A 20984-nucleotide genomic window follows, 5' to 3' on the forward strand; every position below is an offset into this window, starting at 1 on the left:
TTCCCTCCCTATCCCCCGGGTCTCTGGGGGGGGTTCTCTGTGATGGGCGGGTGGTTTGTCGAGCATGCCCGTGGCTCCTTTGGGCGGGGGAAGGGCCGTCCCCCTTCCCCGGCACGGCAGCAGCGCGACGCAGCACGAGCCGGGTGGCACTCGGCCGATCGGCGTGCCTCGTACGCCCACCGCCCCCGCTCGCGGTCGCGGGACCCCCACCGGGGGAACAGGGTGTGCCGCATCGGAGAATGCCCCGATGACCACATCACCGCAGACCTGGAAGCGTGTCGAGCGCCTGGACGCCGAGCGGATGGCAGCCGCCGTGTACGCCGGGGCGGGCGTGCGGCTGGTGGTCGAGGGGCCCTGTCCGGGCGGTGAGGTCGGTGCCGCGTACGTGCGGTGGCCCGACGGCCACCGGTCGGTCCTCAAGGCGCGGCCGGACACCCGGATCGAGGAGTTGCGGGCGGGTCCGCTGGCGGTGTGCGAGGTGCTGGGCGCTCGCGGGTATCCCTGCCCGTCGACGGAGTTGGCGCTCCAGGTGGACCGTGCGGTAGTGCTGGTCCAGCAGCTGCTGCCGGGGACACCCATGGAGGGTCTGGACCACCATGGGCTGGATCAGGCGCTCGCCCTCAACGCCTCGCAGGCGGGACTGCTGACCGGGCACCCGCATGTCCCGTCGATGAACCTGTATCTGCTCGACGACGGCCCCGGCTACTGTCTCCACGAGCCGCTGCGTAGGCACAGCCGGCGCGGCGATGCCCTGGAGCGACGGATCAGGTCGGTGGGGGCCGGCCGTCCTCGCCTGCTGGCCGGACACGACGTCGTGCACCAGGACTTCCACCACGGCAACCTGCTCGCCGTGGACGGTACCGTCACCGGAGTCATCGACTGGGACGGCGCCGGACGGGGAGACCACCGTTTCGATCTGGTCACCCTGCGCTTCGGACTGCACGCGAAGGAGCAGGCGCCGGGGGTCGTGCGTCGCCTCGACGACATCCTGGACGCCCTGCCCGAGGACGTACTGCGTCCCTGCTGGGCCCATATGAGTCTGCGCATGACCGACTGGGCCATCCGGCACTTCGCCCCGGGCGATGTCGCACACTGGCTGGATCTGGCCGAACAGCGCCTGTGACGGATCCGGTTCCGGCCGGACGCTGTAGGTTCCGGTCGTGATCCACGACTGGAAGAACGATCGAATAGGCAGTGCCCTGCGGGGCGGGAACCCGACCGTCCTGCGGCGCCTGGAGGCAGGATTCGCCGTGATCGGGGACGTGCAGTTCCTGCCGGGGTACTCGGTGCTCCTGGTCGACGAACCAGGAGTAGAGCGCCTGTCCGAACTCCCGAGGGCCAAGCGGCTGGCCTTCCTGTCCGACATGGACCGGCTCGGCGAAGCCGTCGAACGTGCCTGCCGCCGTACGGACCCCGCGTTTCGCCGGGTGAACCTGGAGATCCTCGGCAACACCGACGGGTTTCTGCACGCACACGTGTGGCCCCGCTACGAGTGGGAGCCGGGCGATCTGGTCGGCATGCCCGTCTGGCTGTATCCGCAGGACCGGTGGAGCGACGGACGTTTCGCGCTCGGCCCGCGACACGACGCGCTGCGGGCGGCGATCGGCGAGGAGCTCGACCGGGTGGCGGCGGGAGGCAGGCGGCCCATCGGCCCCGCGGCGCCCGGCGCGCCGGCCACGGGAGCGGTGTGAAGACGGCTACCGACCCGGCCGCGCCCCGCCTGGCGCCGCTACGGGTTCCCGCCTTCCGGCGGTTCGTGCTCGCCAATGTCGTCTCGGCGACCGGGTCCGCGATGGCTCCGATCGCCCTGGCCTACGCGGTGATCGGGCAGGGTGGTGGCGCGGGTTCGCTCGGTGTCGTGCTGGCGACGAATTCGGTCCCGACGATCGTCTTCACCGTCGCGGGTGGTGTTCTCGCGGATCGGCTGTCGCGCAGCCGGATCCTGTTCCTGGGCAATCTGCTGGCCGCGGCGGCGCAGGGGGCGCTCGCGGCGCTCGTGGCCACCGGCCAGGCGGCGACCGCTTCGATCGCCGTGTGCGGCTTCGTGTCCGGGATCGCCACCGCCTTCACGGCTCCGGCTGCGACGGGCGTCGTGGCGCAGGTCGTCGCGGCGGAACACCGGCAACAGGCCAACGCGTTGCTCCGGCTTCCGAGCAACGCCGTCAAGGTGCTCGGTCCCGTCGTCGGCGGAGTGATCGTCGCGATCGGCGGACCGGCGTGGGCGCTGTCGTGGGACGCGCTCAGCTTTCTGGTCGCGGCGCTCCTGCTGCTCGGCCTGCGGCTGAGCGCACCGGTCACGACGAGCAGTGCCCTGGCCGATCTGCGGGCCGGCTGGTCCGGGTTCCGGTCCCGTACCTGGCTGTGGACGTACACCGCCGCGGGCACGGTGGTGGTCGCCGCGTGGCTGGCCGGTTTTCAGCTCCTCGGTCCCGTGATCGCGGCCGAGCACTACTCGGGGGCGCGTTCCTGGGGGCTCGTCCAGGGCGCGTTCGCGTTCGGGCTCCTGGCCGGGACGGTGGTGTGCCTGCGCTGGAGGCCGTACCGTCTGCTGGCCGTCGCCGTCCTCACCGGTGCCGGACTCTGTCTGCCACCGGCGGCACTGGGCTTCGGGCTGGCCCTGCCCTGGGTCCTGCTCGCCGCCGTGCTCGCGGGCATCGGGCTGGATGTCGCCATCGTGGCGTGGAACACCGCACTCCAACAGCACGTGCCACAGGAGGAACTGGGCCGGATGAGCTCGTTCAACGGTGTCGGGGAGCGGATCGCCATCCCACTCGGCTACCTCGTCACCGCGCTCGCCGCGCATGCCTGGGCCGACCGGGCTGTGCTCCTGGTCTGTGCCGGTGCCATCGTGGCCACCACGGCCCTCAACCTCTGTGTACGGGACGTGTACCGCGTCAATCGCACCTGAGCACGGGGGCGTGCACTCGACAGCCTCTCAGACCGCCCCGGAGTCGTCCGGCTGGATGCCTGCCCGGCGGGACACGTCCTCGCTGTGCGCCAAGTGGCCGCGCCCCTCCTCGCCGAGCTGCCCGAGCACCCCGGCGAGCACGGTCTCGACGGTGGCCAGCGTCGGGACCATGCTGTCGTACGGCGAAGGCGCGGCGACGTGGCTGGGCAGGACGACATCGGCGAGGTTGGTCACCGGCGAGAGCCAGGCGTCGGTGAACAGGACGACCTTGCTTCCGCACTGCGCGGCCATCTCGGCGATGACGATCTTGTCCGGTTCGTAGCGCCGGTAGTCGAAGACCACGAGGACGTCCTGCCGCCCGAGACCCGCCAGGACGGCGGTCCGCTCCACGTCGCGGTCCGGCAGGATGACCACGTCGCCGCGCAGTTGCATGAGGTGCAGCCCCAGGTACTGCGCCAGCAGATGCGTGAACCGGCCGCCGGCCAGGACGATGCGACGCTTGGGGTGGCAGAGCAGGGAGATCGCCGCCTGCACGTCGTGGGGCGGCAGTTCCCGCAGCGTACGGGCGACCTCGGAGCTGAAGACGTCCTGTCCGCCCTCGGGGTGCGCGGTGTCGCGCCCCTCCTCGTCCTGTGCACCGGGTGGCGTGGTGCCGTATCCCCGCGTGCTGTACAGCTGCAGAGGTGAGGCGGTGCGTTCCTCCAGCTCCCCCCGCAGCGCCGCCTGGAAGTCGGGGAACCCCTTGTATCCGAGCCGGTTGACGAAACGGATCACCGTGGGCGCGCTCACCGCGGCGCGTTCGGCGAGCGTGGCCACCGTCTCGAAACCGGCCGACGGGTAGCCGGCGAGCAGCACCCGGGCCACCTTGCGCTCGGCGGGGCTGAGGTCACCGAACCGTTGCCGGATCTCTTCGGCGAGTGAGGACATGGGCCGGGCGCCACCTTTCTGAAGGGGTTCAGGTTACGCGGGCCGGCGTGCTCCGGGTATCCGGGTCAGCCGTCGTCGTGGCGCCGAGAGCTGTGATCAGCGCCGCGAGCAGGGCAACCCGGTGCGGGACCGTCGTCACGTCCAGCCACTCCTGCGGGCTGTGGTCGCCGCCGCCGACCGGGCCGAGGCCGTCGAGCGTCGGCACCCCGGCTCCGGCAATGGTGTTGGCGTCGCCGACGCCACCGGTGGCAGCCGCTCCCAGGTCGAGGCCGAGCTCCGCCCCGGCCTCCCGGGCACGGGCGAACACGGCGCGGGCCGCCGGGGTGTCCTCCATGGCCGGGCATGTTTCCGTCTGCCGCACGGTGGCCGTGGTGCCCGGTACGGCCAGCTGGGAGGCGGCCACCACGATGGCCTGCCTGGCGCGCTGGATGCCCGATTGGGTCGAGGACCGTACCTCCACGTGCAACTCGGCCTCGGGACAGACGATGTTGATACGGCTGCCCGCCCGGACCATCCCCACATTGACCGTGACGTCGTCCCAGAGCCCGTTCATCTCCTGGCAGGCGATGAGCAGATGAGCAGCGGCCAGTGCGGCGTTCGCTCCGCGTTCCGGTTCGATGCCTGCGTGGGCGGCCCGTCCCGTGACGGTGATCAGGAAGTCCGCCACCCCCTTGCGGGCGATGACGAGGTCGCCGTTCTCCCGGGCGCACTCCAGGCCCAGCCCGTAGTCGACGCCCGCGGCGAGCTCCGCGGTCACCCGGCGGCTGGCCGGGGAGCCGATCTCCTCGTCGGGGGTGGCGAGGAAGACGATCTCCGCGAAGTCCGTCATCCCGCGGCGCAGCAGGATCTCCACGGCGGTGAGGCCGGCCAGCAGGCCGCCCTTGTCGTCGCTGACTCCGGGGCCGTGGGCGAGTCGGCCGTTGCGGGTGAAGGGGCGCCGCGCCGCCGTCCCGTCGTCGAAGACGGTGTCCAGGTGCCCGGCGAGAAGGATGCGCCGTCCGCCCTGTTCGGCGGGGATCCGGCCGCGCAGCCGCCCCACCACCAGGTCGCCGAAGCGCATGTCGCGGCCCGGGACCGCGACGGGCGAGCGGTCCACCTCGAACCCCAGGCCGGTCAGGCGCCGCGCGGTCCATGTCGCGACGCGATTGACTCCTTCGGGGCTGTACGAGCCGGAGTCGATGGACACCAGGTGTTCCAGGTCCGCCAGGTAGCGGGACTGGTGGGCCAGGGCGTCGGACAGCAGCAGGGCCGCCGTGCCCCGCTGCGGTACCTCGGGCATCACAGGACCTTCGACAGGAAGGTGCGGGTGCGTTCCTGCCGGGGATCGCCGAGTACCTGCCGGGGGTCACCGGCCTCGACCACGACACCGCCGTCCATGAAGACGGCCGTGTCCGCGACCTCCCGGGCGAATCCGATCTCGTGTGTGACGACGACCATCGTCATCCCTTCCGCGGCCAACTGCCGCATCACGTCGAGCACTTCCCCGACCAGTTCCGGGTCCAGGGCCGACGTCGGTTCGTCGAAGAGCATCAGTTTGGGCTTCATCGCGAGCGCTCTGGCAATCGCGACGCGTTGCTGCTGGCCGCCGGACAGCTGGGCCGGATAGCGCTCGGCACGGTCGGCGAGGCCGACCCGTTCCAGCAGCCGCAGCGCGTCGGCACGTGCCTCGGCCCTGGTGACGCCCGCGACCTTCACGGGCGCCTCCATGACGTTCTCCAGCGCTGTCATGTGCGGGAACAGATTGAACCGCTGGAACACCATCCCGATGTCGCGGCGGGCGCGGGCGATCTCGCGTTCCTTCAGCTCGTACAGCCGATTGCCCTGCTGCCGGTAGCCGACCGGGGCGCCGTCGACGGAAAGGCTGCCTCCGTCGATCTTCTCCAGATGGTTGATGCAGCGCAGGAACGTGGATTTCCCCGAGCCCGAGGGGCCCAGCAGGCAGCAGACGCGGCCGCGTTCGACGGTCAGGTCGATGCCCCGGAGCACGGAGACCTTCCCGAAGTGTTTGCGCACGCCCTCGGCGTGCACCATCGGCGTTTCCACTCTCAGCCCTTCGTGTCGGTCGATGTGGCGGGGCCGGTCCGGGAGATCCGGAGCGCGGCGCCCGTGACGAGGCGTCGCAGCGGCCCGGCGGCGGGGGCGGCGGGTGCCGTGCCGCGGCCGTAACGGCGCTCCAGCCAGGACTGCGGCAGGCCCAGTGCCGTGACGAGGATCAGGTACCAGATGCTGGCGACCACGAGCATGGGGATGACCTGGTAGTTCTGGGCGTACACGTCCTGGATGTTGGACATCAGGTCGTGGGCGGAGATCACCGAGACCAGAGCGGTCATCTTGAGCATGTTGATCGTCTCGTTGCCCAGCGGGGGGATGATGACCCGCATGGCCTGGGGCAGCACGATGCGCCGGGTGGTGAGCGCCGGTCGCATGCCGAGCGACTGGGCGGCCTCCGCCTGTCCCGGGTCGACGGACTGGATACCCGCGCGGACGATCTCGCTCGCGTACGCCGCCTCGTTCAGCCCCAGTGCCAGGAGTGCGGCGACCGCGGGGGTGAGGACCGTGTTGGTGTCCAGGTCCAGGAAGGTGATGTGGGTGAACGGGATGCCGATCAGGATGTGCTTGTAGAGGGCGCCCGCGTATCCCCAGAAGATGATCTGGACCAGTAGCGGGGTGCCGCGGAAGACCGAGACGAACGCGTTGGCCAGGGCGCGGAGTACGGGGTTGGACGACAGGCGCATCACGGCCACGAGAACGCCCAGGCCGAGGCCGACGGCCATGGCTGCCGCGGTGAGCCACAGGGTGGTGGCCAGGCCGTCGAAGACGAGGCCGGCGAAGACGTAGTGCCCGACGATGTCCCAGTGCAGGTTCTTGTTCCCGGTGAGGGAGCCGATCAGGCCGACGAGGGCGGTGAGGGCCGCCGCGGCGGCCAGCCACCGGCCCCAGTGGCGGATCGGTACGACGGTGAGGCTCGCCTCGGCGGGCGGTGCGGGGGCCTGGGCGCCGCGTACGGTACCGGCGGGTGTGAGGGCGCTCATGTCAGGACACCGCCGCGTTCTTGGTGGCCTGCTTCACCGCGATGGAGGCGGCGCCGTACTTGTCGCAGATCTTGTCGAGTGTGCCGTCGTCGATGAGTGCCTGCAGGGCCTTCCGGATCGCTTCGGTCAGCCCGGGAAGCTGTTTGCCGACACCGATGCCGTTGGGTGTCGCCTCGTAGCCGCCGCCCGCGGCGGGGTCCTCGACGACGTCGAAGGCGCGGCCGCCGTCGGCGGTCTTCGCCGTCCAGCCGGCGCCGGGCTTCGTCACCAGGTCGGCGACCACCTTGCCCGAGCGCAGTGCGAGTTGGGCGTCGGAATCCTTCGGGAACGTCTGGATGGAGACGGCGTCCTTGCCCGCTTCGGCGCACGTGGACTGGTGTTTCTTCAGTACTTCCAGCTGGTGGCTGGCGGCCTGGGTACCGACCTTCTTGCCGCAGAGATCGTCGAGCCGCGCGATCCGGTGCGGGTTCCCCTTGACCACGAGGATTCCGGAGCCCGATACGGAGTAGTCCACGAAGTCCAGGACCCGCTGGCGTTCCCTGGTGTCGGTCATGGCCGACATGACCGCGTCGAACTTGCCGGCCTGGATGGCGGGCACGATGCCGTCGAACTTCTGGGCGGTGAAGGCGAATCGCACCCCCAGCTTGGCGCCGAGCGCCTGGCCGAGGTCGTAGTCGAGCCCGGTGAGCTCGGGCCGCCCCTCGGTCTTGAACATGACGAACGGCGCATACGGCACGTCGGTGGCCACCCGGACCGTGCCGCTGGACCTGACGGCCGCGGGCAGGGAGGCGTGGAGTTCCGCGTCGCGGGTGACGTGCACACCCGCGACGGCGACATCGCCCGCGGGAGCGGCAGCACCATCGGTGGCGCCGCCCTTTCCGCATGCGGACAGCGCCGTGGACGATGCGATCAACAGTGCAGTGGCCGCTACTGCGCGGCGGACTGGGCGGGTGTGCAACACGAACCCCTCTCGCGGAACTGCCGTGCGGCTGCTTCACCGCCGACCGGATGCCCGCACGTTACACGCCAGATTCATTTCGGCCATACTGTAATGCCTGTAACGGATCAATAACGGTCGGACCCGATGATGAAGCTGGCCACCACCTGCGAATCCCCATCCCTTGACGCAGCCTTCACATCACGCGTCCCGCCGCATCTTCGTTTCAGAATGTCGATTCTCATGGAGATCTGTAACGCATCCGAACGCGTGGCGTTGCCGTCGCCCGCCGGCGGGTGACGCTCACATCCGACCGGTCCGGTCAGTAGGAGTGGTCGGCGGTGACGTCGGCGGAGAGGTGGAGGGTCTGTTGCGCCGTGGTTGCGCGCAGGGCGAGAAGGGTCTGGGCGAGCGCGTCGACGGCGACGAGGTGGGCGATCCGGCTGGCCGTGGCTTCCAGCCCGAAGACGAGGTCCTGTCCCCCGGCGACGAGGGTGTGCGTACAGGTCTCGCTCAGGGGTGAGTGTGCGTAGCTGGTGAGGCCGACGACCTCGGCCCCCGCACGGCGGGCGCGGCGAGCGGTGTCGACGGTGCTGCGGGTGGCTCCGGTGTGGCTGATGGCCAGGCACACCGCGCCCGGGGGCAGTTGGGCGGCGGCGAGGGGGTCGGCAGGGGCGTCGACGACGCACCCGAGGGCACGCAGGCGGTAGGCGGCGTCGGCGGCCACGGCGGCCGAGAGGCCCGCCGCCGCGACCACGACGCGGGGCGCGGTGTGCAGCGCGGTGGCCGCGGCGAGCAGCCGGTCGGCTCAGCGTGGTGGCGAGGTCGTCGAGGGCTTCGCGGGAGGCATGGATCGTGTCGGCCGGGGCGCGGGCGGCCGGATCGACGGCACAGGGGTCCACCGGTCCCAGACCGTGATCGGCTACATCGCGTGGCTCTTCCTGTGCCGGGGCCCCGTCCTGCCGCTGCTGGCACTCGCCCGACGCGGCCGCCCCCTGTTCGCACAGCTCAAACCGGTCTGCGGGATCGGCCTGACGGGCGGCGCCATCTCCTTGCTCGCCTACGGCCTCGTCATCTGGGCCCAGGCCCACGGCGACCTGGCGACCGTCGCCGCCCTGCGTGAAACCAGCATCCTGATCGCGGCGCTGATCGCCACGCTTCTCTTCCGTGAGCGCTTCGGCCCTCTGCGCCTCACCGCCGGCGCGGTCGTCCTCGCCGGCATCACCGTTCTCGAACTCGCCCACCCCTGAGCGCGACGCCTTGGCGGGCCCTGAACATCGGCGCCCTTACGCCGAGCGGCCCGCCACCCGCTGCCCGGCTACGGTCGGCACGGCCCCGGCGTCGACGCCGGGGCCGGGGCGGTCGACTCCCGTACGACCAGCCTCGGCCGGATGAGCAGTGACCGTCCCGCCGAAGGCGCCGAGTCGATCCGGGCCCTCAGCTGCTGGAACGTCTCCGCCGCCATCTCCGGCAGCGGCTGGCGGACCGTGGTGAGCGGCGGTTCGAAGAGGTCGGCGAGGAGGATGTCGTCGAAGCCGACCACGGAGATGTCCTGTCCGGCGTTGCGCCCGGCGTCCTTGGCGCCCCGGCAGATCCCGATCGCGCACATGTCGTTGATGGCGACGAACGCGGTGGGCGGACGCGGGCCGCCGAGGAGCTCCCTGGCAGCGTTGCGCCCCAGTTCGGCCGCGTCCTTGTCACCGTACTCGGTGGTGTCGGCGCCGGGCCAGACGATCGCGTCGGCCGGGTCGAGACCCGCCGACTCCAGGGCGGCCCGGAAGCCGCGCAGCCGTTCGCGGCGGTTGACGCTGTTGACCGAACCGGAGACGAAGGCCAGCCGGCGGTGGCCCAGTTCGATCAGATGGCGGGTGGCGAGTTCGGCGCCCATCGCGTTGTCGACACTGATGGAGGCCAGCGACGGCGGGTCGCCCGCCTGGGCGGTGCGGTCGAAGGCGACCATCTTCAGCCCGCGGCTCAGCAGCGGTGTCACATGGTCGAGCGAGGGCAGCGAGGAGCACAGCACCACTCCGCTCACCCCGTCCGCGAGCAGTTCCTCGCCGTACTTGAGCTCGCGGGCCGCGTCGCGCTCGCTGTTGCAGAGCAGTACGTGGTATCCCTCGGCGAGCGCGATGGCCTCCAGCTCACGGGCGAGCGCCCCCCAGAAGGGGTTGGCGACCGACGGCACGATGAGGCCGATGACCTTGATGCGGCCGGTGCGCAGCATCCGGGCGGCGCGGTTGGGCCGGTAGCTGAGCTGCTCGATCACCTGCTCCACGCGGGCCAGCGTGGCCGCCTGCATACGGTCCGTCCGCCCGTTTAGGACGTTGGAGACCGTGCTCGCGGAGACCCCCGCAGCCTCCGCGACCTGATGGATCGTTACCCCGCTCATGCCACCTCCGGTTCGGAACTCGCCTGACCATACCAGTGTATCGATTTACTGAACTTCGTTTACCGGTACACCCGTTAACATCCCTGAAAATTCATGTGCATCAGCTGTTGACGTCGCTCTCACGGCGTTCCTAGCATCAGTGCATCGATTTACCAGCGCTTCTCAGCCATGGCCGGGATGCCATCGCTGGATCGATCCACAGTCTCCACCTCAAAAGGGGTGTCCCATGGAACTCAAAAGACGGTCGCTGCTTGCTGCCATCGGCGCCGGCACCGCTGCCGCCGCCCTCAGTGCGTGCGGCACCGGCACTTCGGCGGGCGGCTCCGCCGACGGCCCCGCCGAAGGCGAGATCACGCTGCTCACCCCGATCTACGAAGGCGCCGACGGCAAGACGCTGTTGGAGAAGGAGATACTCGGCGGGTTCCGGAAGAAGTATCCGGACGTCAAGGTGAACGTGGACTACACCACGTACGAACAGCTCAACGAGAAGATCACCACGGGGCTCGCGGGCGGTCTGCTGCCCGACGTGCTGATGATGGGCGTGGGCTGGATCCCGCCGTTCGCCGCGAAGAAGGCGATCGCCGAGCTGCCGGAGAAGTTCGCCACCGCGCACGACTACGAGAAGCGGGTGCTGGAGCCGTCCCGGTACGACGGCAAGCTGTACGCGCTGCCGGTCGTCCTCGACACCCGCATCGTCGTCTACCGCAAAGACCACTTCGCCGAGGCCGGCATCAAGAAGACCCCGGCGAACTGGGCCGAACTGCGCGCCGTGGCCAAGCAGCTGACCAAGGACGGCCGGATCGGTTTCGACCCGTTCTCCATCCATCTGCGCCAGTGCTGGGAGACCTTCCTCTTCGCCAACGGCGGCCAGCTGTTCAGCGCGGACGGCAAGAAGGTGCTGTTCACCGACGCCCGCGGGGTCGAGGCGCTGCAGTTCTTCAAGGACCTGATCAAGGACGGCTCCGCCGTCTACGCCAAGAAGACGGACCTCGGGGCCCCGACCAACGTACAGACCGGCAAGGCGTCGATGATGATGACGTCCAGTGCGCTGTGGAGGCAGGTCGGGGAACAGAATCCGGAACTCCTCAAGGACGACAAGCTCGGGGCGTTCGTCCTCGCCAACCGCAAGCCCGCGATGCTCCAGGGCGGCACGCTCGTCACCCAGTCCGCCAGTTCCAAGCACCCGGCAGCGGCCCGTGCCCTCGTCGAGTACCTCGCGACGCCCGAGTCGATCCTCGGTGCGGCCAAGCAGCGAGGTTCGGTTCCCGGGCTGAAGGATCTCAGCGACTCCAGCTATGTGAAGGAGAACAAGTTCGTCGATCTCTCCCTGCAGAGCATGGGTGACGCGTGTTCGGAGGGCGGCACCGCTGCCTGGATGGAGATCCGCGAAAAGATCAAGCCCACGCTGGAGCCCGCCATCGTGGGCGGCCAGTCAGCGAAGGACGCCATCGCGGAACTCGGCCGGCTAGCCGAGGCCGCCATCGGCCGGATGTAAGGACCCGTCACTGTGGGAGCGACATCCGTATTGAAGGCGAGGCCCGCGCGGCCGCCTTCCCCGACCGAGCACACGGTCGCGAAGAAACGCACCGGCCGGGCACCCACCGGCCCGGGGCGCCGCAGGCAACGCGCCGGCATGCTGATGGTGGCGCCCGCGCTGCTGCACGCCTCGCTCTGGATCGGCCTGCCGGTCGTCGCGTCGGTGGTTCTGGCCTTCACGAAGTACGACGTGCTGACGGCGCCGCAGTTCGTGGGCCTGGACAACTTCCGGGACATGCTGGACGACGCGGTGTTCCGCAAGTCCATCGTCAACACCGTCATCTACACCTTCTTCACCGTTCCGTTCGGCATGTTGCTGGGGCTGCTCGTGGCCCTGGCGCTGCACACCGGGCTGAAGGCGCGGGGCATCTTCCGTACCGCGGTCTTCATTCCCCAGGTGACGGCGACCGTCGCGATCGCTCTGGTCTGGCTGTGGATCTACAACCCGGGCAACGGGCTGCTGAACACACTCCTGTCGTTCCTCGGGATCCAAGGCCCGGCTTGGCTGTCGTCGACATCGTGGGCGATGCCTTCGGTGATCCTGGTCGGCATCTGGCAGGGCATCGGCATGAAGATGCTCATCTACTTGGCCGCGCTGCAGTCCCTGCCGAAGGAGCTGTACGAGGCGGCTTCGGTGGACGGTGCGTCCAAGGTGCGGCAGTTCCTCTCGATCACCCTGCCGCTGCTGAAGCCCGCGACGTTCTTCGTGCTCATCACGTCGATGATCAGCGCGTTCCAGTCGTTCGACCAGATCTACATCCTGACCGACGGCGGCCCGGCCAACAGCACCACGATGATGACGTTCGAGATCTACAAGTCCGCCTTCCGGGAGTTCCGCATCGGCTACGCCTCCGCGCAGTCACTGGTGCTGTTCGTGCTGCTGATGGGCTTCACTCTGGTCAACCGGCGGATCATGGGAGGCACCCGTGGCCACAACTGAGCTGCACAGGCCCGGGGTTGCAGAGAAGGCCCGGCCACGGACGAAGGGCAAGCCGCTCTCCGTCGGCCGGATCGCGCTCTATCTGACGCTCACCGTCGTCTCACTGCTGATGGTGGTGCCGTTCGTCTGGATGGTGCTCACCTCGCTCAAGACGCCGGTCGAGATCGCCTCGCAGGACGCCGGACTGCTCCCGGAACACTGGGAGTTCGGAAACTATGTCGACGCGCTGAAGGCGGCGCCGTTCGCGACGTACGCGCGCAACAGCTTCATCATCGCGTTCAGCCACACCCTCATCAATGTGGTCGTGGCGTCGATGGCCGGGTACGCGCTGGCGCGGATCAAGTTCCGGGGCAGCGAGGTCATCTTCTACCTCTTCATCGCCGCACTGATGATCCCCACGTACACCAAGGTGCTGCCGGAGTTCCTGATCGTCCGCTTCATGCCGCTGGCCGGCGGGAACGACATCTTCGGCCAGGGCGGCAGCGGCTGGCTGGACTCCTGGTGGGCACTGATCATTCCCGGCGCCGTCACCCCCTTCGCGGTCTTCCTCTTCCGTCAGTTCTATCTGGACCTTCCGGTGGAGCTGGAGGAGGCGGCCAGGCTCGACGGTCTGGGCGAGTTCCGGATCTACGCCCGGATCATGACGCCGCAGGTCAAGCCCGCGCTCACCACGGTGGCGCTGCTGACCTTCGAGTCGTCATGGAACAACTTCCTCTGGCCGCTGCTGGTGACCCGTACCGACAGCCTGCGGGTGATCCAGGTCGGACTCTCCGTCTTCAAGACGGAGAACGGCCCCCAGTGGCACTTCCTGATGGCCGGCACCACGCTGGCCACCCTGCCCATGGTCATTCTCTTCCTCATCGGCCAGCGCTACTTCGTGCAGGGCTTCGCGACCGCCGGTCTCAAGTAACCGATTCCGGCCCGAACCACCGTTCTTCGAAAGGTACTTACTCCATGTCTGCTGATCTCAACGGCTCCCGCGCACTGGTGACAGGGGCAGGCCACGGAATCGGCCGCGCCATCGCCGTCGCGCTCGCCGAGGCCGGTGCCGATGTCGCCGTCCACTACCACTCCTCCGCCGACGAGGCCGCGAAGACGGTCTCCGCGATCGAGGCGCTGGGCCACAGGGCGAAGGCATTCAAGGCCGATGTCACGGTGACCGGCGATGTGGACCGGCTCGTCGACGAGGCGACCGGCTTCCTCGGCGGGCTGGACATCCTGGTCTGCAACGCGGGTCATCTGATCGGCCGGGCCACCATCGCCGAGATGTCCGACGACCACTTCGACCAGGTCCTCTCCACCAATCTGACGTCCACGTTCCGCACCGTGCGCGCCGCCCTGCCGCATCTGACGCAGTCGTCGGCCGGCCGCATCATCACGATGTCCTCGCTGGCCGCGCACAACGGCGGCGGCCCCGGCTCGGTCGCCTACGCGGCGGCGAAGGCCGGTGTACGCGGCTTCACCAAGGGCCTGGCCAAGGAGCTCGGCGGTACGGGCATCACCGTCAACACCGTCGCGCCCGGCTTCATCAAGGGCACCGCCTTCCACGACACGTTCACCGCGCCCGAGGCGCAGCAGGCGATGGAGGCCGGCATCCCGGTCGGCCGGGCCGGCACCCCGCAGGACGTCGCCGCAGCAGTCGTCCACCTGGCGTCGCCGTCGTCCGGCTTCCTCACCGCCACCACGGTGGACATCGACGGTGGCGTGTGGCCGCGTTGAGGCGGATCGCCCGGGAGCGCGGCGGCTGGTGGCACGCGTACGTCTGCCCGGCGCACGGTGTGGAGCTCGACCACGGTGATCTGCTCGCCGGGGTGTTCCCCGAGGGCGGTGCGCGTTGTGCGTACGGCTGCCGGGTGGACGACGAGGCGGTGCGCGGCGCCTGGCTGGTGCTCTCGCACCAGGCGTGGGCGCGGCACCTGCGGGTGCTCGCCCACCGCAAGGAGCGCGCGGAGTCGGTGGCCCGGCTGGTGGAGTACGCGGGGCTGTACGCGGAGCTGGCCACGGAGCGGCACGGCGAGGCCCAGACCTGGATGCTGCGCGGCCGGCTCTTCCACCAGGCGCTGACCGATGCCATCTGGGCGGTGAACGTCGGGCACGCCGTGATCACGCTCGCCGAGCACTCCACGGAACACCTGGCGGCGCTGCTGCCGCTCCTCGACGACCTGGAGCGGGCGGCGCTCGACGCCCGGGACGTGCTGACCGGTCAGGGCCATCTCGCCTCCAACTACACCGCGTGGCTCAACGCCGCCGGCGTGGCGACGAGTCGGGCCGCCGCCGCGGCCCGTGGCCGGGAGTGGGACGGCGGCAAGCAGTGGCTGGAGGGCGAGCACGGCCTGTACGCGCATCTGCGGGTCGCGGTCGCCGATGACGGCTGGGAGTGGGAGGGCAGCACCTACTACCACGGGTTCGTGCTGCGGGCCGCGCTGCTGGCGCTGCGGGGCACCGACCCCGCGGCGGTTCCGTCCGATGTGGTGGGCGTGCTGGCCGGGATGACGGATGTGCTGGCGACGATCGCCACGCCGGGCGGCATCCTGCCGGCGCTGCACGACGGCCCGTATCTGCGCGATCCACTCGCCCTCGAATGGCTCGAACTCGTGGAGTTGGCACAGCAGTTGGTTCCCGCACCGGCCCTGGAAGCGGTGGCCGGGCGGGCCCGGACCGAGCTCGGCGCGCACGACGACGGGCTCGACCGGGAGCTGGGCGGCTGGTTCGCCGGTCCGCCGCTGCCCGAGCGGCCGGCGCCCGGTCCGGTGACGGTGTTCCCGACCGCCGGGTACGCGGTGCTGCACCACGCGGGCGTCCACGCGCTGCTGGACTTCGGTCCGCACGGCGGATCGCACGGCCATCGCGACAAGTTGTCGCTGTATCTGTACGGGGACACCACCCCGTGGCAGCCCGACCCCGGTCAAGTGCCCTACGCACACGCCGAGTTCCGTGATCTCTACGCGTCGACGGAGGCCCATCCGGCGTTCCGGGTGAACGACGCCGAACAGGCCGAGTGCACCGGTCGGCTGCTCGGCTCGGACGGTTCGTCCGTCACCGCCGAGGTGACGACGGCGTACGAGGGGGTGCGTGCGGTGCGGCGGGTGGTGCTCGGTGACAGCTATCTGGTCGATCTGCTGACGGTGCGTGCCGAGGACGAGCGGCGCCTCACCGCGCAGCTGCGCCCCGGTGTCGCGCTGGACATCCAGCTCCAGGCCTCGGGCGAGGTACGCACCACCTGGTACGGCGACGAGACCCTGCACGGCTGGCACACCCACACCCCCGGCGCGACCGTGTGTCCGGTCTCCCGGCCGGGTCCGGGTCCGGCCGACGATCCGCAGCGCGTGCGCATCCGGGTCGACTTCACCGCCCGGTCGGACCGGGTCGTCTTCGCCTCGGTGTACCAGGCGGCGTCGGCCGGGCCCGCCGTGACCGACGTACGGCTGGACGGTGACGGGGTGCTGACGGTCTCGCTGACCGATGGCGGCACCGCACGGTTCCGGACGGAGGACTGACCCTTGTTGCTCTCGGCGACCCCGCCGCCCGGCCCACGCCCCGCACAGCAGGCGCGGCTGTACGAGGAGGCCGCCCGCCACCGCGGGCTGACCCCGCCGCGTACCCACCCCCTGGCCAGCATCACCTGGCTCGGCCCCGCCGCCTCCAACCCGGCGCTGGCCTACCGGATGGGCGGCGATCCGGTCCATCTGGCGGAGAGCCGGCGCTGGATCGAGGCCGCGGTGCGGCTGCCGCACTGGGGCAAGGCCCATATGCCGGACCACGATCTGGACGCCGGCTGGCTGCTGCACCATCTGTCGCTGGCCTACCGGTGGGTCGGCGACGAGCTCCCGGACGGGGTGCGGGCGCTGCTGCGGTACAAGCTGCTGCTCCAGGGGCGGCGGATGTACGAGTTCGCGGTGGCGAGCGAGGGCCGCTGGTGGTCGTCGTCGTACTGGCAGAACCACAACTGGATCTGTTACGCGGGTCTGGCGACGGCCGGTTATGTGCTGGGCAAGGAGGAGTGGACCGAGCGCGCCAAGGACAACCTCGGCACGGTCCTCGACCTGATGCCGGACGACGGTTCGCACGCCGAGGGCGTCGTCTACTGGCGCTACGGTGTGCCCTTCCTCGCCATCCATCTGGATCTCCTCCAGGAGGCGGAGGGCATCGACTGGTGGGGGCGGGGCGGCTTCCTCTCGCACACCTTCCGCTACCGGCTGCACCAGTTGGCTCCCGGCTTCGCATTCAATGTCGACCACGGCGACTGCCACGACCGGCGCAGCGGACACAGCGCCGGCCTGTACTACCGTCTCGCGGCGCAGTACGGGATTCCTCAGGCTCAGTGGCTGGGCGATCTCGCCTCGGGCGAACTGCTGTGGCAGGAGGCGGCGGAGAGCGGGGTGCGGCCGGGGATCCTGCCGGAGGCGTATCTCGAATACCTCTGGTACGACCCGTCCGTGGCCGCCGCCCGGCCCACGGAGACGCGGGCGTTCTTCCCGGACCTCGGCCTGCTCGCGGCCCGCACCGGGTGGGACGACGACGCCACGCTCGTCTCGTTCAAGGCGAGCCCCGGCGGTGGTCACAAGGCCTGGGAGACCTCCGCGAAACACCGGGCGGAACTGGGCTGGGAGACCCTCAACCAGGGTCACCACCACCCCGATTCAGGCTCGTTCGTGCTGGTCTCGCAGGGCGCGTTCCTCGCGGTCGACGAGGGTTACAGCAACCGCAAACGGGCCGCGCACCACAATCTGCTGCTGGTGGACGGGCAGGGGTACGCGGACGAGGACCGGTACCACGTGTACAAGGACATCCCGTTCGAGCGGCAGGCCCGGCAGCGCGATGTGCTCGCCGGTCCCGACTGCGGATGGGCGCACGCCACGGCGGAGATCGCCGCGATGTACGACCCCGCGCTCGGGGTGCGGCGGCTGGACCGGACGCTGGTGTTCACCCCGTCGGGACGGCTCGTACTGCTGGATCTCGCCGAGGCGGACACGGAGCGGGAGTGGACGTTCCTGCTCCAGACCGACCGGCCGACCGAACCGCGGCCGGACGGCGGCCGGCTGATCCGGTCCGGGGCGGCCTCCGCCGTGGTGCGGCGGTTCGCACCGCTCGACGCCCCGGTCGTCTCCGAGGCCACCGAGGTCGAGGCCAATCCGACGTCGAGCACGCCGGAACTGCGGCTCACCCGCACGCTGCACACCCTGCGTGCGACGACCGCGCGCTCGACACAGGCGCTCTTCCTCACCTCGATCGTCCCGGGCTCGGCACCGGCCGCCGCCGAGCGGGTCGGGTGCGAGGAGGGCCAGGGCGTCACCTTCGGTGAGGAGACCGTGCTCCTCTCCCCCGTCGCCCGTCGTATCCGTACCGCCGCGGTGTCGGCCGACGCGGCGGCGGTGCTGCTCGGCACCGACGGCTCGGCCCCGTACGTGGTGGCGGCCACCCGACTGGTGCTGGACGGCCGCGTGCTGCTCGATGTCCCGGAGCCGTACACAGGAAAGGTCGGCTGATCATGCAGGCAACCCTCTCGTCCGGCTGGCCGACGCTGCTGCGGCGGCTGGAGTTCGTGGCCTACCCGGCGGCCGCCGGGGCCACCTTCACCGTGCTGTCGCTCGGTGTAGTGACCTGGCTTCCCGCGCTCGCCGCGATGGGGCACGCCCTGCAGCGGTGGCGGGCGGAGGGTGACAGCCGCTGCTTCACCAACACGTTCACCGCCTTCCCGCAGTACTGGCGGTCCCTGTGGCGCCACTCCCTGGCGTCCACCGCTGCGGGGATCGTCCTGGCCGCCAACATCGTCCATCTGCTGGGTCGTTCGGAGCCCTGGACGTTCGTGCTGCTCGCCGCGCAGGTGGGCATCGCGGCCGCGCTCGTCATCCATCATGTGGCGCTCGCGGCCGAGGCGGGCCGGTCCCCGCACGGAACGGTCCGCACCTGGTCGCGCGGTGCGCTGGCCCTCGGCTTCGGGTCGGCGGCCCGTGGCACCGCGCTGCTGGGCGCGGTGATCTCCGCCGCGCTGCTCTCCCTCGTCGTACCGCTGGGCCCCCTGCTCCTCGGCCCCAGCATCCCCGTACTGCTCGCTCTGTCCTTCGCAGACCCCAGGAGGCACACCCCATGAGCCGTGTACTGCGCACCACTCTGGTCGCCGCGCTCGCCGCAGGCGCCCCGCTCGTCCTCCCCCCGCCGTACGCGGTGGCCGCCGAGGCCGCCACCGCGTACTACGTGTCGCCGTCCGGCAGCGACTCCAACGCCGGTACGTCGGCGAGCGCCCCGCTCGCCACGATCCAGAAGGCGGTCGACCTGGCGCCGACGGGCGCGGTGGTGAACCTCGCCGCCGGTACGTACAAGCAGGACGTCGTGACCAAGCGCGCCGGAGTCACCATCACCGGCCCGTCGAACGCCGTGGTGAAGGGGGCCGGCGACGCCCGGATCATCCAGGTGCAGCACGACTCGACGACGCTCAGCGGTTTCACCGTGGACGGGCTGCACGGGTCGTCCACCGATGTGTCGGGGTACCGCCTCAAGCTCATCTATGTCATGAGCACGACTCCCGGCAACGGTGTGGGCGGCCTGCGGATCAGCGGGATGACGCTGAAGAACGCCGCCGACGAATGCCTGCGGGTGCGCTATCTGGTGACCGGCGCCGACATCTCCGACAACACGATCACCAACTGCGGGGTCAACGACTTCAAGTTCGGCGGCGGTGGCAAGAACGGCGAGGGCATCTACCTCGGCACGGCCCCCGAGCAGCAGGGCTCGAACGGCGCCCCGGACGCGGCCCCCGACATCAGCAGGAACAACCGCATCCATCACAACACCATTGCCACGCAGGGCAACGAGTGCGTCGACGTGAAGGAGAACTCGACCAACAACTACGTCGAGTACAACGACTGCAGCGGCCAGAAGGACTCCAGCTCCGGCGGCCTGGACGCACGCGGCAGCGGCAACATCTTCCGCTACAACACCATTCACGACAACGTCGGTTCGGGCATCCGGCTCGGCGGTGACACCGCGACCGACGGCATCGACACCAGTATTTACGGCAACACCATCACCGGTAACGCGGGCGGTGGCATCAAGTTCATGCGCACCCCGCAGGGTGCGGTGTGCACCAACACGATGAGCGGCAACACCGGCGGCGACGCGGTCGGCACCTACGGCAGCGAGTACGACCCGACGGGTGCGTGCCCCCAGTGAGCGGGCGGGGACCCGCGAGACGCGGGGTACTGACGGCGGCCGGTCTCGCGGCGGTCGCGGCCACGGCGCCGCAGGCACACGCGGCCGGGCCGTCGGGCGGCGGCGCGGGACCCTCGCGCTGGACGACGTCGTGGGCGACCGCGCAGACCGCGCCGACCGCCACGGACACGGTGGCGAGCGCCGGCCTGACCGACGGCACGTGCGTCGCGAACGTGCGGCTGTCCGCGGGCGGAGCGGTCCGGCTGCGATACGGGCACGCCTTCGGCACGGTCCCGGTCCTCATCGGCCCGGTGACGGCGGGCGGCCTGCCCGTGACGTTCGGCGGGCAGCGGCAGGCGTGGATCGCCGCGGGCGCCTCACTGACCAGCGACCCGGTCGCCGGTCTGCGTGCCGCCGAGGCGGCGAGGCTGACGGTGGAGACCCGGCTCCCCGGCCCCACCGGGCCGCTGTCCTTCCACCGCAACACCCACGCCTCGCACTCCGTCGACGGCGAGCGCACCACCTCGGTGTTCCTGCTGACAGGCGTCGAGGTGACGGGCGCGCACGGGCCGGTGGTCGCGGTGCTGGGCGACTCCATAACGGAGGGCGTCGGCACCCCCGACGACGCCGATCTGCGCTGGCCCGACCAACTGGCCAGGCGGCTGCCCGGTTCGGCCGTCGCCAATCTCGGCATCAGCGGCAACCGGCTGCTGCTGGACGACGCCCGGTTCGGTCCGGGCGGGCAGGCGCGCTTCGACCGCGATGTGCTGTCGCTGCCCGGACTGCGCACCGTACTCGTCCACCTCGGCGTCAACGATCTCCAGCAACCGCCGAGCCAGACCGATCCGGCGCTCGTCCTGGCCGGGTACCGGCAGCTGGTGCTGCGCGCCCGCAACGCCGGACGGCGGGCGGTCGGCGCGACCATCGCCCCGTTCGGCGGCTGGACCCGCTGGACGCCCGAACTCGAAGCGGTACGGCAGCGGATCAACGCGGCGGTGCGTACCGGCAGGGTCTTCGACGCCGTCGTCGACTTCGACGCCGCACTGCGCGACCCGGAACGTCCGTCCCTGATGCTGCCCGCGTACGACAGCGGCGACGGACTCCACCCCAACCCTTCCGGTCATGCCGCACTGGCAGCGGCCGTCGACCGCCGACACCTCCTGTGA

General features: G+C 70.4%; 20 protein-coding genes. 13 read left to right on the plus strand and 7 right to left on the minus strand.

The window, feature by feature from the left end:
• Positions 1–247: 247 nt before the first annotated feature.
• Genes ACFVX4_RS28785 through ACFVX4_RS28795 form a run of 3 tightly spaced genes read left to right on the plus strand, consistent with a single transcriptional unit; the run spans position 248 to position 2908 of the window.
• The gene (locus tag ACFVX4_RS28785; RefSeq protein ID WP_389982401.1) at positions 248–1123 is read left to right on the plus strand and encodes a phosphotransferase; all 876 of its coding nucleotides are present in this window, start codon (positions 248–250) and stop codon (positions 1121–1123) included.
• A 37-nt stretch (positions 1124–1160) separates the two neighbouring features.
• Positions 1161–1691: a diadenosine tetraphosphate hydrolase gene (locus ACFVX4_RS28790; RefSeq protein WP_389982404.1), complete on the plus strand. Its 531-nt coding sequence runs from the start codon at positions 1161–1163 to the stop codon at positions 1689–1691.
• Entirely contained in the window at positions 1688–2908 is a 1221-nt protein-coding gene (locus ACFVX4_RS28795; protein WP_389982407.1) for an MFS transporter, read from the plus strand. Before ACFVX4_RS28790 ends, ACFVX4_RS28795 begins: the two co-directional genes overlap by 4 nt.
• 27 nt (positions 2909–2935) lie before the next feature.
• Here the strand turns inward: ACFVX4_RS28795 and ACFVX4_RS28800 are convergent, their stop codons facing one another.
• The 6 genes from ACFVX4_RS28800 to ACFVX4_RS28825 all read right to left on the minus strand — a co-directional run bounded on the left by ACFVX4_RS28800 (position 2936) and on the right by ACFVX4_RS28825 (position 8561).
• Positions 2936–3835: a MurR/RpiR family transcriptional regulator gene (locus ACFVX4_RS28800; protein ID WP_389982410.1), complete on the minus strand. Its 900-nt coding sequence runs from the start codon at positions 3833–3835 to the stop codon at positions 2936–2938.
• Positions 3836–3863: 28 nt separating this feature from the next.
• Complete coding sequence (locus tag ACFVX4_RS28805; protein ID WP_389982413.1) at positions 3864–5114, minus strand: M20/M25/M40 family metallo-hydrolase; 1251 nt, start codon at positions 5112–5114, stop codon at positions 3864–3866.
• Positions 5114–5866 carry an amino acid ABC transporter ATP-binding protein gene (locus ACFVX4_RS28810; RefSeq protein ID WP_389982416.1) on the minus strand — a complete coding sequence of 251 codons (753 nt, stop codon included), beginning with the start codon at positions 5864–5866 and terminating at the stop codon, positions 5114–5116. Before ACFVX4_RS28810 ends, ACFVX4_RS28805 begins: the two co-directional genes overlap by 1 nt.
• Positions 5867–5880: 14 nt before the next feature.
• Entirely contained in the window at positions 5881–6867 is a 987-nt protein-coding gene (locus ACFVX4_RS28815; protein ID WP_389982419.1) for an amino acid ABC transporter permease, read from the minus strand.
• A gap of 1 nt (position 6868) precedes the next feature.
• Positions 6869–7780, minus strand: coding sequence for an ABC transporter substrate-binding protein (locus ACFVX4_RS28820; RefSeq protein ID WP_389982422.1), 912 nt, complete (start codon positions 7778–7780; stop codon positions 6869–6871).
• A 346-nt stretch (positions 7781–8126) separates the two neighbouring features.
• On the minus strand, positions 8127–8561 hold the full coding sequence (locus tag ACFVX4_RS28825; RefSeq protein ID WP_389982426.1) for an SIS domain-containing protein: 435 nt from the start codon (positions 8559–8561) through the stop codon (positions 8127–8129).
• A gap of 13 nt (positions 8562–8574) precedes the next feature.
• Between ACFVX4_RS28825 and ACFVX4_RS28830 the strand changes: the two genes are divergently transcribed.
• Entirely contained in the window at positions 8575–9054 is a 480-nt protein-coding gene (locus ACFVX4_RS28830; RefSeq protein ID WP_389982429.1) for an EamA family transporter, read from the plus strand.
• A 68-nt stretch (positions 9055–9122) separates the two neighbouring features.
• On the opposite strand, the gene ACFVX4_RS28835 is transcribed toward ACFVX4_RS28830, so the two are convergent.
• Positions 9123–10193: a LacI family DNA-binding transcriptional regulator gene (locus ACFVX4_RS28835; protein WP_389982432.1), complete on the minus strand. Its 1071-nt coding sequence runs from the start codon at positions 10191–10193 to the stop codon at positions 9123–9125.
• Positions 10194–10419: 226 nt separating this feature from the next.
• Here ACFVX4_RS28835 and ACFVX4_RS28840 point away from each other — a divergent pair, with 226 nt between their 5' ends.
• The 9 genes from ACFVX4_RS28840 to ACFVX4_RS28880 are packed head-to-tail and all read left to right on the plus strand — an operon-like array spanning position 10420 to position 20984.
• Positions 10420–11688 (plus strand): ABC transporter substrate-binding protein, encoded by a 1269-nt coding sequence (locus ACFVX4_RS28840; RefSeq protein WP_389982435.1) that lies wholly within the window; start codon positions 10420–10422, stop codon positions 11686–11688.
• Positions 11689–11700: 12 nt separating this feature from the next.
• Complete coding sequence (locus ACFVX4_RS28845; RefSeq protein ID WP_389982438.1) at positions 11701–12669, plus strand: carbohydrate ABC transporter permease; 969 nt, start codon at positions 11701–11703, stop codon at positions 12667–12669.
• Positions 12656–13579 (plus strand): carbohydrate ABC transporter permease, encoded by a 924-nt coding sequence (locus tag ACFVX4_RS28850; RefSeq protein WP_266424035.1) that lies wholly within the window; start codon positions 12656–12658, stop codon positions 13577–13579. The genes ACFVX4_RS28845 and ACFVX4_RS28850 overlap by 14 nt, the downstream gene beginning before the upstream one ends.
• 44 nt (positions 13580–13623) lie before the next feature.
• The gene (locus ACFVX4_RS28855; protein ID WP_389982442.1) at positions 13624–14388 is read left to right on the plus strand and encodes an SDR family NAD(P)-dependent oxidoreductase; all 765 of its coding nucleotides are present in this window, start codon (positions 13624–13626) and stop codon (positions 14386–14388) included.
• Entirely contained in the window at positions 14376–16166 is a 1791-nt protein-coding gene (locus ACFVX4_RS28860; protein WP_389982445.1) for a heparinase II/III family protein, read from the plus strand. The genes ACFVX4_RS28855 and ACFVX4_RS28860 overlap by 13 nt, the downstream gene beginning before the upstream one ends.
• Positions 16167–16169: 3 nt before the next feature.
• Positions 16170–18155: a hypothetical protein gene (locus ACFVX4_RS28865; RefSeq protein ID WP_389982448.1), complete on the plus strand. Its 1986-nt coding sequence runs from the start codon at positions 16170–16172 to the stop codon at positions 18153–18155.
• 2 nt (positions 18156–18157) lie between these two features.
• Positions 18158–18760 carry a DUF624 domain-containing protein gene (locus tag ACFVX4_RS28870; RefSeq protein ID WP_389982451.1) on the plus strand — a complete coding sequence of 201 codons (603 nt, stop codon included), beginning with the start codon at positions 18158–18160 and terminating at the stop codon, positions 18758–18760.
• A complete protein-coding gene (locus tag ACFVX4_RS28875) occupies positions 18757–19839 on the plus strand; it encodes a DUF1565 domain-containing protein (RefSeq protein ID WP_389982454.1) in 1083 nt (360 codons plus the stop codon). Before ACFVX4_RS28870 ends, ACFVX4_RS28875 begins: the two co-directional genes overlap by 4 nt.
• Complete coding sequence (locus ACFVX4_RS28880) at positions 19836–20984, plus strand: SGNH/GDSL hydrolase family protein (RefSeq protein ID WP_389982457.1); 1149 nt, start codon at positions 19836–19838, stop codon at positions 20982–20984. Before ACFVX4_RS28875 ends, ACFVX4_RS28880 begins: the two co-directional genes overlap by 4 nt.

The sequence above is a fragment of the Streptomyces sp. NPDC058240 genome, assembly GCF_042882135.1.
In the GTDB taxonomy this organism is placed as follows: Bacteria; Actinomycetota; Actinomycetes; order Streptomycetales; family Streptomycetaceae; genus Streptomyces.